This is a genomic window from Rhodobacter sp. Har01, from assembly GCF_020564565.1.
Taxonomy (GTDB): domain Bacteria; phylum Pseudomonadota; class Alphaproteobacteria; order Rhodobacterales; family Rhodobacteraceae; genus Pseudogemmobacter.
In genome coordinates this window covers 1-11,425 of sequence record NZ_JAJCTD010000018.1, presented here as the reverse complement: position 1 = coordinate 11,425, position 11,425 = coordinate 1, and the positions used below count along the sequence as shown (strand labels likewise).

Here is an 11,425-nt window from a genome sequence, read left to right as displayed (position 1 = left end):
GGCCGTCACGCCAATGGTACTGCGTCTCAAGACGTGGGAGAGTAGGTCACCGCCAAACCTGTCCAATGCCCAACCTCTCAATACGATCTCAAATCACCCCAAAGGCAAACCAGCCCCAGGGACAACGGCCGCGGGGTGGAGCAGCCCGGTAGCTCGTCAGGCTCATAACCTGAAGGCCGCAGGTTCAAATCCTGCCCCCGCAACCAAGAACTCCGTACCGCCAGAGGATTGACCCGGGTCCGCGCAGAACGCGAGGACGCCGGCCAATCCGCCGTGGATCGTCACCGTGCAGCGCCCGCGCGTCTCGCCGACGCCCACCTCGATCCGCTCCACCAATCCCCGCAGTGCCGCCACGGCCTCCGCCCGCCCGGCCTCGTCCTCCAGCAGCGTGGCAAGCGCCGTCACGCGTCGGCGGTAGAGGTCCGGCAGGTTCGGATGGATCGTGACCTTGGGCGCTGCGCGCTCGATGCCGGCGAGCTCTGCGGTCAGCCGGGCCTTGCGCGCTTCCAGTTCTGTCAGCTTGCCGCGCACGGCGCCCGGAGTGTCGTCTCCCGAGACGATGAACTCCATGCAGCGCGAGATGCCCCGGTCGACCTCGGCCAACTGGCGTCGGAGGTCCTGGCCTGCGCCCCTCCGTTCAGCTGTGAGCCGCTCAAGTTCCCGCTGAAACTCATCGACGAATGCCATGAGGGCTGCCTCGTTGCCGACGAGCAGGCGGGTGAGACCCCCGAGCACGCGGGCCTCAAGCTCTGCCACGGCGATGCCATGGGTGGCTCCACAGGTGCCGCGTTCGCGCCTGGCGCCGCAATAGTAGCGGTCCCGGTTCGTCGTCATCGTACCGCCGCAGCGGGAACAGGTCACGAGCCCGGTGAAGAGGCGCTTCTTGACCTGTCGCTTGTTCCCCGCCCAACCGGTGAACCTCGACTTCAGGTCCTGGACACGGGCGAACGTGTCGTCGTCGATCAGACGGAGGGCGGGCACCTCGGTCGTGACCCAGTCTTCGCGAGGATTGAGGCGCGAGACGCGCTTGCCGCTGTCGGGGTCCTTGACGAAGCGCTGGCGGTTCCAGACCATTCGGCCGAGATAGAGCTCGTTGTTGAGGATGCCATTGCGGCGCTTGCGGCTGCCGTGGATCGTCGACGCGGTCCAGGTGCCGCCGCGCGGGCCGGCGATACCTTCGGCATTGAGCCTTGCGGCGATCTGGCGTGGCGACAAACCCGAGATGTACTCCGAGAAGATGCGCCGCACCACCCTGGCTTCGGACGGGTCGATCTCGCGTTCGCCCGTTGCCGGCGCGCCGTTCGCCAGCAAGCGCCGGACGACCCGGTAGCCGTAGCTGTTCCCGCCACCTGATCGTCCGGCCTCGACACGGCCCCGCAACCCCCGCCTTGTCTTCTGCGCGAGGTCCTTGAGGTAGAGCGCGTTCATCGTGCCTTTGAGCCCGATATGAAGCTCGCTGATCTCGCCCTCGGAGAGCGTGATCAGCCGCACGCCGCTGTGCGACAGGCGCTTGAAGATGCCGGCGATATCCTCCTGGTCGCGGCTGAGCCGGTCCAGCGCTTCGGACAGTACCACGTCGACCTCTCCGCCGCGTGCTGCTGCCATCAAGGCCAGCAGTCCCGGGCGTGTGCGCATCGATCCACCGCTGACGGCATGGTCGGCGAAGGTGTCGCTGAGCAACCAGGTCTCGCGCGCGATCCGCTCGCGGCACAGCCGGACCTGGTCTTCGATCGAGGCCGCCGACTGAAGATCCGACGAATACCGTGCATAGATCGCAACGCGCGTCATTCCTGATCCTCCTTACCCGTCTTCCTCTTGATCCCGTTCGCATTTGTCTGCCGCAAGTCGCGGACCACATCGCAATAGCGGCGGCCGGCATCGAGGCTTGTTGCGTGATTGTAGTGCCGTTCCGCTGTTCTGAAACCACTGTGCCCCAAGAGCGACCGCGTGACCCGAGAGGCGTCGGGAGAGTCCTGCGCGAGTGTTGTTGCGGCACAGTCCCGAAAAAGGTGGGGCGAGATGCCGACGCCCACGAGGCGTCGGGTCGCTTCGGTGATCCGGCCTGTCATCGTATTGACCGCCATCCTCGTGCCGTTGTCGTTGAGCCAAAGCGCCTTGTCTGCGCGGCCACCCCGTGCCCGCCCTGCGAACCAGGGGCGCAGCTGCGCCAGATAATCGGCCAGGATCGCATCAAGCAACTCCGGGACGGCCGCCGACCAGACCGCACCGGTCTTGGTGAGTTCGCCCGGGAGTGTCAGGTGCCAGGGACCGGTTCCTTGCAGATGGGTGCCCAGCTCAATGCTGCAGCAGGCACGCCGTCGCATCGGCAGGACGATCAGGAACGCAATCAGGGCCGCATCGCGCCGGACGCGGGCCTGCGCCAGAGACACGGGCGGCAGTCCCATGCCGCTGCGCTCCATCAGGTTCTGTGCAGCCTCAAGGAGGACGCCGGCGTGCAGGATGCGTCCTGCCTTGCGGATGGAGGTCTGATCCGACACCCGGAGGTGGAGGCGGTTCAGCAGGAGGCGGTGCCGCCGCCAGTCCCGATCCGGGGCGGCGGCTATCAGCGGGCGGAGTGCGCTCGTGCCGAGCGAAACCAGCGATCGGATCCTGAGGTCGTCCCGGGAGGTCAACCAGGTGTGAAGACGTTCGACTGTGGCTCGCTCAACCGGGTCTTCATCCAGGGCTTCGGGGAGGGTGCGCTGCAGCCAACCCAGCCAATAGGCATAGCTATACCGAAGGGTTCGCGCGCTAGCGTCGCGAAAGCCTGCCAGCCGGCCACTTCCCTCAAGAAGCGACCCGATGCGGAACACGGCGTCGAAGAGGGCACGATCCTTTGCCGGCCACCTGTCGAACTTCAGCGAAAGCCTGGTCATCCCTTGTTCGCCCGTGTCTTGCGCAGCACCTCGGAATAGAGCTGGACGGCGCCGGTCTGGTTGAAATCGGCGTAGGCGGCAATCGTCGAAGATACCGCCGAATGGCCAAGAAGGCGGCGCGCAACCTCATATTGCCCGGGGTTCGCGTGCAGCCAGAGCATTGCTGCGATGTGGCGAAAGAGATGCGCGTTCACAGTCAGGCCGAGGTCACGATGGAGCAGTCCTGCAATGCGCGTTGCAAGGCAAGTCGTGCCGACAGCGCCCAAGCCGTCGCGCCGTGGAAAAAGCCATGGTGTTCCGGCCGGGCAAAGCCGAGGGGCTCGCGTCGCCAGATGCCTATCGATCATGCCGACCAGTTCCGCAGGCAACTCGAAGTGCAAGGGCTGGCGGTTCTTCACCTCCTCCGGCGGGACATTGAAGAAGACGCGCCCGTCACGCATGCGCTGGATGTGGCGGTCAAGGTGAATTGACGTCAGGTTCAGGATACGGATCGGGCAGTGCAGCAAGAAGTGGATTGCCAGCGTGATCTCGCGCTTGCGCGCCACCTCCACGCTGCCATCGTCGCGGCCCTCCCCGAAGTACCGGTCTGCCAAGCCAAAGAGCTTGCCAACGGTGCCCGGATTGTCGAACTGGCGCAAGCGCGTGCGGTTCTTCTCGGTCATGCCGCGGCACGGCGCGACATGCAGCCGTTCGGCCAGGGCCTCGATAGACGCGCGTTCCTGCGCGCCGATGTCCGCGTGATGGCGCGCGAGCGCCACCAGCAACTCGCACAGGCTGGATAGCCCGGGGCTTGACTCGTCTGCCTGGCGTGCAAGCAACCATTGCAGTCCTCTCCTGACATATTCCAGGTTCAGGAGTTCGGTGATCGAAGTCAGCGCACTGATAGGCACACCTGCATGGACAACAGCAGAAGCGAAGCGGCGCAGCTGGTCCACGCGGTGCCTGACGGTTGCGGGCCGTAGCGGGCGAGGGAGCGTCTCGGGATCGAGAAGGTCGCGGGCTTCGAGGCGGCGGCGGAAACGAGCAACTCCCTCCTGTAACCCCTCGGGAAACCGGTCGAGCGGCAGGCAAAACCGATTGCCGCGTGGCGAGAGGCAGATCGGGCGGCCCGGCCAACCCGGTATGCGATCTAACGCAATATTCCAGGCACGCACTGCCTGGCGCATCGACTCCTCTGGTGACCTGTGCAGTTCGTTGATCTCGAGCGCAGCGCGGTAGAGTATCGCGTGTTCGATGGTTACCTCAGCTGGCGCGACGTCCAGATTGTCGAGGAAGCGCACCAAACGTCCCAGCCCGCGTGATACACGAAGCTCCCCGCTGGCCAGCACGTCATGCCAGACAGGCGCCCAGAGCGGGGACAGGTCATCAAGTCGCGTTGCCTTCTGCACGATGCCGCAAAAAGCCAGCGCAGCGCGCGCATTGCTCAGGATATTGGCCCAGGACTTCGGCGAGAGATCGAGTCCCGCCGGCGAGATGGCGGCAATCTTCGGCTGCAGCCAGGCTGGGTCCGCGGGCGTCATCGCCGGATCGCGCTGCAGCGCGTCCGCCACACGTCTCAGTCCAGAGGCCAGGTCGCGGCGGCGATCGGCGGAAAGCGCTTCATCTGCCTGGATGCGTTCGATGCAGGCTGCGAAGGTCGGAATGCTGCGCGGCAGGAACACCGTCTCGAATCTCTGGCGGTCGAACTTGGTCATCGGGAGAGCTCCTTGCGGTCGGTTTGGGTCTCGGGTGGACAGCAGCGGAAACGCGTTCCGAATCGGGAAATAGCACAGATCGCATCCGTCCGAATTGCATCGAAGACCTCTTCCCGACATGAGAGTTTATCATCTATAACAAGGACTTGAGTGGATATCTCTAGACCTTGAAGATGCCGGCGCGGTAGGCCGCATGAGCCGTCCTGGTGATCCGGATTGCGCAGCGGCCGGGTCCAATTCGGAGCACTGGCAAGAGCCCGGCCTGGATCGCCCGACGCACCGTCTTGGTCGAACAGCGGTCAAGCGCCGCAACCTCTGCCACCGTCAGAAGTGCCGCCTCCGATCCGGGCGGGGCATCCTTCCGCATCTTCGTCATTCTTGTCCCCGATCATTGCTGCAAAGGCACGCGCCTCACTGCGCGCCATCAATCGGACCAGCGCCAGGACTGCAGTCGGAAGATCGCCGCCTGTACCTTCGTGGGAGCTGTCGTGGAGGGCGCTGTGGTCCATGCGTGTCACCAAGCATGGGCAGATGCCTTCGTCCAAATTGGCAAATCGCGCTGCGCTTCAGGAGCGACCTGACAAGTCACGGCGCACGGCACGCTGCTTGCGTTTGCGGTACCGGACCACGATGTCGGCAAGGGCCTCTTCTGTCTTGCTTGAGCGTTCATCGAGCACTGTTCGGCAGCAGGCGTCGAGGAAGCGGATCAGTGGACCCGTCGGCTTGTTCGTCTTGGGATCGCGAGAAAAGCGCAACTGATCAACTCTACGTAACGAACAGTAGACGCGGCACGCAGCTTCGACGAAGCCGCCGATGGGATCGGTGCCCTTCTGTTCGGGATCACTGGCGAGACTGGCGGCTCTGGCGCGGTCGCAGGAGGCCACAAGCAAGTCCAGCATCTCCCTCATCCGAAGTAGCGCATCGGCCGCATTCCCGTCGCCGAACAGGTCCTCGGCCGTTTGCGTCCTGCCAACCAGCTTTGTCCGTTGGAGCGCTGCCTCCTGCATCAGTGCTTCCATGCTGGATCCGATCAGCCGCAGTGTTCCAGCATCTATCTGCTTGCCACCGGTGAAGAGCCCAGTGGAAGAATCTGAGATCGGCAGGACCATTCGTAGGGCTTCGGCGCGCTGCCCGATACGTTTGATGAATTGAACCTGCTTGTGTCGGGTCGGAACAGGCTTCGATTCCTGTTCCTGCTTGTGACCTACGGCCGCCATGTTCAACGTGTTGACGGCGTCGTGAAACGCAAAGCACCTCGGCTCGACTGGAAGTCCAGTTCGCTGGATGATGCCTACCAGAATGGCCGCAGTGAACGGCTTATACTCGAAGTCCAAAGGGGGGACGGAAGCCGGCAAACGGGGAACCGTGCGGGGCATCGAAACCTGCCTGGTAAGATGATCACTGAGCCGCCAGATTGCGCAAGAGACGCGCCGATTGCCAGCCCGGTCTCCCCGCCGAGTAACGGGCGCTGGAAACCGGCGTCGGTCGCGACCAGGACCAACCGGCCCAAAGCCGCCCTTTGCGAAGGGCGCCGTGCTACGCTGCAGCATTCGCCAGGCCTGCCGCTCGCTGCAATCGCGATGTTGCCGCAGTGGCGAAAAATGCCGCTTCTTCCTACATTTGACCGGATTGACCTGCCCCACGGTCGTCCCTCGTTCAAAACGAGAGTCCTTGGGTTGTTGGAAAACTCCAGATTCAACCGGTCCAGTTTCCGGGGATCAGATCATTTATAGTGGTCGTCTTCATCCGGCTACCAACTTGATTCATGAGGTGATTGCACTCAAGTCGTTTGCGAGACACCGTCTCTATAGAGGTCCACCGTTGCGGATCTTGAGTTCGAGTTTCCACAAGCTAAGTGCCTTCAGCACCATGTCAGCCTTTGAGCAGAATTCACCGCTGAGCATATCTCTGGCTTCCTGCTGGCGTCCTGAGAGTGCCAACGCAAGCACTCTCGAGGCCGTCGCGTGGAAGGACGCGTGCGCAACATTGATCCCCTTCCAGGCATCGCTGGTCTTCAAGTCTGCGGCGACCGACGGGCCGTGAAACCACTTTCCAAAATCACAACTCTTGTCGCAGGCAGCCCTTTCGGGTGTTGTCTCAGATCGGCCTTGAGCGATCGCGGACGCAAGATTTGATCGCCACTTCAGGTGTTTCATTTGAGCCGCCGCGATTTCTGCAATGATGTCATTCTCGATGCTCATTGGCGTCACACTGTTGGTTAGCGATGCATGCAGGAAGGTGCCTGACGCGAGTTAAGGCAGTTCTAACGCCCACCGGTCCGTTGCTGCGCGCGATGCCGACGGCTCGGGGCAAGGCATTGCTCCGATACGGGTCGTTCGCCCGGTCTTCAACGGATTCTTAGCCATTCTCAGCAATAAAATTGCCTGTCATGAGTCGATCATGGAAGAGGCCAAGTGACGGATGATCAATCCTGAGAGCAATACCCCTGTCGCGAAGAACCTACGACTCCAAGCAGTCGGACTGGGAACGGCCGTCGCGGCGGTTCTTTGCATGACCATCTTCGGGTATTTGGACTCTCATCTGGCGATCCTCGACGCGGGCGCACCGAGGAACCCAAAGAGATGGAGTGAGATCGTTGACATCATGCTCGGCGAAGGCTTGCTGCTGACAGTTGGTCTCGCCCTTTCTGGTATGATCGTGTTTTGGGCCACGATGGTGCATCCTTTGAATAGGCTTTCACGCGTCGCGATGGCTCTCGCACATGGCCAGCAAGTCACCATCCCGCGACTTCGCTTCGCCGCCGGCGGTGCCGTCCGTTTGCGCGATGCGCTTTCAACACTGCGGCAGTCTGTCGCCGAACGGGAGAAGATCGAAGAGCGGGAGCGCCTGGCGGAAATCGATAGGTATGACCGTTGGGCAGAGCAGCACTTCGTGGTGGCCAGCCTGGCTGAGGGGCTTGGAAGGCTAGCTGAAGGCAATTTGACACGATCGCTCGACACATGCTTTCCAAAGGACTTCGAAAGCCTTCGACAGAACTTCAATGGGTCGACCGCAACCTTGGACAACCTGATTGGGGCAGTTGTCCGAAATGGCGCGGAGATCCGACTCCGCACTGACCAGATCAGCAGTCTTTCGGATGACTTGTCACGCCGGACCGAACGACAGGCGGCCACGCTTGAGCAGACTGCTGCAGCGCTGGATGAAATGACGGCAAGTGTCAGGTCGGCAGCGGATGGGGCTGCTCAGGTCGAAAGCGTGGTGTCGGGTGCGAGGTCGGACGCTGAGCAAAGCAGCGAGGTGATGAAACAGGCTGTCTCGGCCATGTCCGAGATCACGGGTCTAGCCCAGGGCATCTTCCGGATCATCGATGTGATCGATGACATCGCGTTCCAGACCAACCTGCTTGCGCTGAACGCCGGCGTAGAGGCAGCCCGCGCCGGTGAAGCGGGGCGCGGGTTTGCGGTGGTTGCTTCCGAGGTTCGTGCCCTGTCGCAGAGATCGTCGGAAGCGGCACGTGAGATCAAGCAACTCATTGGCACCAGTTCCATCCAAGTCGAAGTCGGTGTTGACTTGGTCAACCGCGCTGGACGCGCCCTCACAGATATTGTTGCCCGCGTCGGACAAATCGCTGACTTGGTCAGCGGGATCACTCGGAGCGCACGGGAGCAGTCGGTTGGGCTGGACGAAATCAACGCCGGTGTGACGCATCTTGACCAAGCGACCCAACAAAATGCTGGGATGGCTCGAGAAACGACAGAGGCGGTCGCGGCCCTCAAGCAGGAAGCACAGCATCTGAATGAGCTGACCGGACGTTTTCGTCTCAAAGAGGTGCAAGTGCTGAACCGCACTTGCGTGCCTGAGCCATCGCCGGCAGCTCAGGATGCCGTGACGGGCATGTGGGATGGTCTCCTTAACACGGGCACATGACTGTCTTTCGATTCGTTCACCCGTGCCGACGCGCCGTACCTGCTGAAGGAGCTGCTGATCGGTGCCGATGGCGCGACGTTCTCACCAACGCGTACCCGCGAGGGCGCACGGCTTTACCGCCGCTAAGTCAGCCAGACGGTGCCGAAACATGGTGTCGGGTCTTGCCCGGTCGGCCGCTTGCCCGCGGAGGAGATCGAGGCTGCGGGGATGACCAACTGCGCGCCGTGTTCCGCCATCCCGAGAAAGTGGCAGGAATATGGAGTACGGGCGAGGCTCGCGCAGCACTGGTCCGGCTCGATTCACTGGCAGCGGTCGGTGTTCTATATCAGGGCGCGACGATCTGGGATCGCTCTCTCAGGATGATTTCGGGCTTGCCCTTATAGAGCTTGATCTTGCCTGAGATTTGTACAGTCCGACCTTCCAGGTCGAACACATCAGGGAATTCGGCAGCTGCGTCCGAGAAGATCACCCCGGTGAACTGGTGGTCGGGATAGCGCCCGCCCATGTTGATGAAGGTGACGCCTGACGGGTCGTCGTGAGAGACCTGGCTGACAACGCCTTCAACGGTGACGTGGTTGCCAATCTCGTTTGCGGCTTCAGACCACGAGATCGTCTCTGCCGTCGCCAATGCGGGAGGCAATGCCACCATCCAAGTTGCGCAGATCGCGGCCAGGAGCAGGTATTTCTTCACATCCAGGTCCCTTCAAGCTGCCCGTATCCGTGTCTCAGCAGGAAGCGATCTGCTCAGCACCCACAATCCGAAGTGAAGGGCCACGAGACGGACGCTGGTCCATCTGGGCGACGGCTCGCTGCAAGTCCTGAAGGTGACCCTGCAGCTTCGATATCGTTCGAACATATGCCTTCAACTGTGACACCCGCATTTCGCCGATTTCTCGAGGCAGCGCGGCCAACGCGCGCATCACACTGTCAGCCTCAACGCGGAGCGATCTGATCTGACCAAGCCGATCGGACTGGGGTCGAGCTCTGGAGCCGTACTTGCCTTCGATCGCCCTGTCAGGATCCTCCTCCAGACTGGAAACCGCCCGTCGAACAACGAGGCAGTCACCGATCGCTTTCTCGAACCGGCTGTGCACTTCACGACCCAGGTTGATCCGAGCCTCGGTCGAGCCGTGCGAAAGGCGAAGGATGACGACCGCAAGAGCCGTCGCCACCAGCATCACCAGAGGCAGGGCATTGATGATCGCCCAGGCTGCCATGCTCAGTGCTTCTCCGGGGCTGCGTGTGTTTGGGGGTTCAGCCGGCCTCCAATCGTCCGCCGGCTGGTGATTTCGCGCCAGACCAGGGCGTAGACCAGCAGATCCGGAGGAACGCCGCCCGCCTCGGCATTCATCGCATCGATCGCCTTGCAGTTGGCCCTGTGCAGGGCACTGTTGTGAGATCGAGATGCATGGGCGCAGCACGCTCGCAGGAGCGCTACCGTATCCGTCTTCCAATCGCCCATTTGGTGTCTTGCCTTCGTCGTCAGGGTAAAGATCTCATGGACGAAGGTCAGTCGAGAATGGTTAAGAACAGATTAATGCGCGAAGGATGTCTTGGAAATTCGCCCAGAAGTTGCTGTGCCGCAACTCATCGAGAAGTCTCGCAACTGGTATTCGGCGAATAGCCTGGCCTCGTTTGCGCAAATGTCGGCAAGCTCCCGCAGAGCCTCTGCCATTCCAGGAAATCCATCCTGTTCCGCCGCCGCGGCTGCCAAAAGGGCCTGGTTCTTCATCTCGCTGGGATGCATGTTCTGAACCTTGATGTTGACGTTCTGTAAACCACTTTCAGCCTCACACCTTAACAAGAGGTAAAGAGGTCATATGAAGGGGAAACAATCCCGAACATCGGCGTGTTTTTGCCTACCAGGAGCATCCTACGGGCCGCAAGGGCGCTTCAAGGCGGAGTTGTACCGATCATCAGACACTGCATCAGGTGGTGGTCGAACAGCGCCCTGGAGCCTGCCGCTCAGCGGGTCGTGCTCCATGGCACGGAAACCCGGACGAGGTTCGTGCGTTCCGCAGCAAAGCTCTCAGGGATCCGATCTTGCGAAACCGGGACAGAGGACCGGGGCAGGTGACGCATCACCGGAGAACTCGCGGATGAAGCGGCAGATGTAGCGGTAATCGGGTCGGAAATCCTGCCCCCATTTCGAAACGCAATGCGCCTCGTCCAGCACCCAAAGCCCGACCTCGCGCTGCTTCAGCACTGCGCGGACCGAAACGCTACGCAGTTGTTCGGGCGATATCAGAACGATCGCCACCTAGCCCAGCCGAACCCGGTCCAGTGCCACCTGCCTCTCGGGCATGGAAAGCATACCGTTGATCGTCACTACAGACGATATCCCGGTTCGCTCCATCCCCTGCACCTGGTCAGCCAATAGCGCCACAAGGGGCGAGATCACTACAGTCAGCGCGCCGGTCATGTCGTAAAGGCTCAGCGCCGGGACCTGGCAACCATGTGTTAGCTATCGCCGTGGCACGGATAGCAGCGTGAATGAGACTCCATGAATCAGTGCCAGGACAAATGCTCAATCCTTCGACCCAACCCACCTCTGAAGCCGTCTTCGAATTCCACGAACTGATCTATTCCCGCACCGATGAGCGCGGGATCATCCGGTCCGGCAATGGCGTGTTCCAGCGCATGACCGGCATCGACTGGCGCGATCTCATCGGCGCGCCGCACCGGATCATCCGCCACCCGGATATGCCGACGGGCTTCTTCCACTTGTTCTGGGCGCTGCTGAAGCGGGGCGAACCAGCCGTGGGCTATGTGAAGAACTGCCGCGCGGACGGGGCGGCCTATTGGGTCCTGGCCGCCGCCATGCCCTGCGACGGTGGCTTTTTCTCGGTCCGCCTGCGACCTTCGAGCCCGGTCTTCGCGGCCACCACGGATCTCTATGCGCGGCAGCGCAAGCGCGAGCTGTCTGCGAATCTGACGCCCGCAGCCTCGGCAGAGGAGCTTCTGCGC

The 11,425-nt window shown here is 62.0% G+C and carries 10 protein-coding genes, 1 tRNA gene and 1 pseudogene; 3 read left to right on the top strand and 9 right to left on the bottom strand.

The features are described from left to right. Positions 1 to 129: 129 nt before the first annotated feature. Positions 130 to 206, top strand: a tRNA-Met gene (locus LHP98_RS18995). Here LHP98_RS18995 and LHP98_RS18990 read toward each other — a convergent pair. The 6 genes from LHP98_RS18990 to LHP98_RS18965 all read right to left on the bottom strand — a co-directional run bounded on the left by LHP98_RS18990 (position 163) and on the right by LHP98_RS18965 (position 6,771). Next, the gene (locus LHP98_RS18990; protein ID WP_227254125.1) at positions 163 to 1,788 is read right to left on the bottom strand and encodes a recombinase family protein; all 1,626 of its coding nucleotides are present in this window, start codon (positions 1,786 to 1,788) and stop codon (positions 163 to 165) included. The two genes, LHP98_RS18995 and LHP98_RS18990, sit on opposite strands and share 44 nt — an antisense overlap. Then, positions 1,785 to 2,876, bottom strand: coding sequence for a site-specific integrase (locus LHP98_RS18985; RefSeq protein WP_227254124.1), 1,092 nt, complete (start codon positions 2,874 to 2,876; stop codon positions 1,785 to 1,787). Before LHP98_RS18985 ends, LHP98_RS18990 begins: the two co-directional genes overlap by 4 nt. After that, entirely contained in the window at positions 2,873 to 4,570 is a 1,698-nt protein-coding gene (locus LHP98_RS18980) for a hypothetical protein (RefSeq protein ID WP_227254123.1), read from the bottom strand. The genes LHP98_RS18985 and LHP98_RS18980 overlap by 4 nt, the downstream gene beginning before the upstream one ends. Positions 4,571 to 4,730: 160 nt before the next feature. Then, the gene (locus LHP98_RS18975; RefSeq protein WP_227254122.1) at positions 4,731 to 4,937 is read right to left on the bottom strand and encodes a helix-turn-helix domain-containing protein; all 207 of its coding nucleotides are present in this window, start codon (positions 4,935 to 4,937) and stop codon (positions 4,731 to 4,733) included. Positions 4,938 to 5,136: 199 nt separating this feature from the next. Continuing rightward, on the bottom strand, positions 5,137 to 5,946 hold the full coding sequence (locus LHP98_RS18970) for a hypothetical protein (protein ID WP_227254121.1): 810 nt from the start codon (positions 5,944 to 5,946) through the stop codon (positions 5,137 to 5,139). Positions 5,947 to 6,375: 429 nt separating this feature from the next. Next, positions 6,376 to 6,771, bottom strand: coding sequence for a CZB domain-containing protein (locus tag LHP98_RS18965; RefSeq protein WP_227254120.1), 396 nt, complete (start codon positions 6,769 to 6,771; stop codon positions 6,376 to 6,378). Positions 6,772 to 6,991: 220 nt separating this feature from the next. Here LHP98_RS18965 and LHP98_RS18960 point away from each other — a divergent pair, with 220 nt between their 5' ends. Continuing rightward, complete coding sequence (locus LHP98_RS18960; RefSeq protein WP_227254119.1) at positions 6,992 to 8,458, top strand: methyl-accepting chemotaxis protein; 1,467 nt, start codon at positions 6,992 to 6,994, stop codon at positions 8,456 to 8,458. A 325-nt stretch (positions 8,459 to 8,783) separates the two neighbouring features. Here LHP98_RS18960 and LHP98_RS18950 read toward each other — a convergent pair whose 3' ends face one another. The 3 genes and pseudogenes from LHP98_RS18950 to LHP98_RS18940 all read right to left on the bottom strand — a co-directional run. Continuing rightward, positions 8,784 to 9,149: an OB-fold nucleic acid binding domain-containing protein gene (locus LHP98_RS18950; protein ID WP_227254118.1), complete on the bottom strand. Its 366-nt coding sequence runs from the start codon at positions 9,147 to 9,149 to the stop codon at positions 8,784 to 8,786. A 34-nt stretch (positions 9,150 to 9,183) separates the two neighbouring features. After that, positions 9,184 to 9,675 carry a hypothetical protein gene (locus LHP98_RS18945; RefSeq protein ID WP_227254117.1) on the bottom strand — a complete coding sequence of 164 codons (492 nt, stop codon included), beginning with the start codon at positions 9,673 to 9,675 and terminating at the stop codon, positions 9,184 to 9,186. Between the two features lie 839 nt (positions 9,676 to 10,514). After that, positions 10,515 to 10,907 (bottom strand): annotated as a pseudogene (locus LHP98_RS18940) (DEAD/DEAH box helicase); the annotation flags it as partial. Positions 10,908 to 10,981: 74 nt separating this feature from the next. Between LHP98_RS18940 and LHP98_RS18935 the strand changes: the two are divergent. Beyond that, a partial coding sequence (locus tag LHP98_RS18935; RefSeq protein WP_227254116.1) for a PAS domain-containing protein occupies positions 10,982 to 11,425 on the top strand: 444 nt, incomplete at its 3' end.

What these genes read in the sequence shown, in the direction of transcription:
- LHP98_RS18960 (WP_227254119.1), top strand. Translation starts at nt 6,992, where the DNA reads ATGATCAATCCTGAGAGCAATACCCCTGTCGCGAAGAACCTACGACTC.
- LHP98_RS18985 (WP_227254124.1), bottom strand. Translation starts at nt 2,876, where the DNA reads ATGACCAGGCTTTCGCTGAAGTTCGACAGGTGGCCGGCAAAGGATCGT.
- LHP98_RS18970 (WP_227254121.1), bottom strand. Translation starts at nt 5,946, where the DNA reads ATGCCCCGCACGGTTCCCCGTTTGCCGGCTTCCGTCCCCCCTTTGGAC.
- LHP98_RS18945 (WP_227254117.1), bottom strand. Translation starts at nt 9,675, where the DNA reads ATGGCAGCCTGGGCGATCATCAATGCCCTGCCTCTGGTGATGCTGGTG.
- LHP98_RS18990 (WP_227254125.1), bottom strand. Translation starts at nt 1,788, where the DNA reads ATGACGCGCGTTGCGATCTATGCACGGTATTCGTCGGATCTTCAGTCG.
- LHP98_RS18980 (WP_227254123.1), bottom strand. Translation starts at nt 4,570, where the DNA reads ATGACCAAGTTCGACCGCCAGAGATTCGAGACGGTGTTCCTGCCGCGC.
- LHP98_RS18965 (WP_227254120.1), bottom strand. Translation starts at nt 6,771, where the DNA reads ATGAGCATCGAGAATGACATCATTGCAGAAATCGCGGCGGCTCAAATG.
- LHP98_RS18975 (WP_227254122.1), bottom strand. Translation starts at nt 4,937, where the DNA reads ATGCGGAAGGATGCCCCGCCCGGATCGGAGGCGGCACTTCTGACGGTG.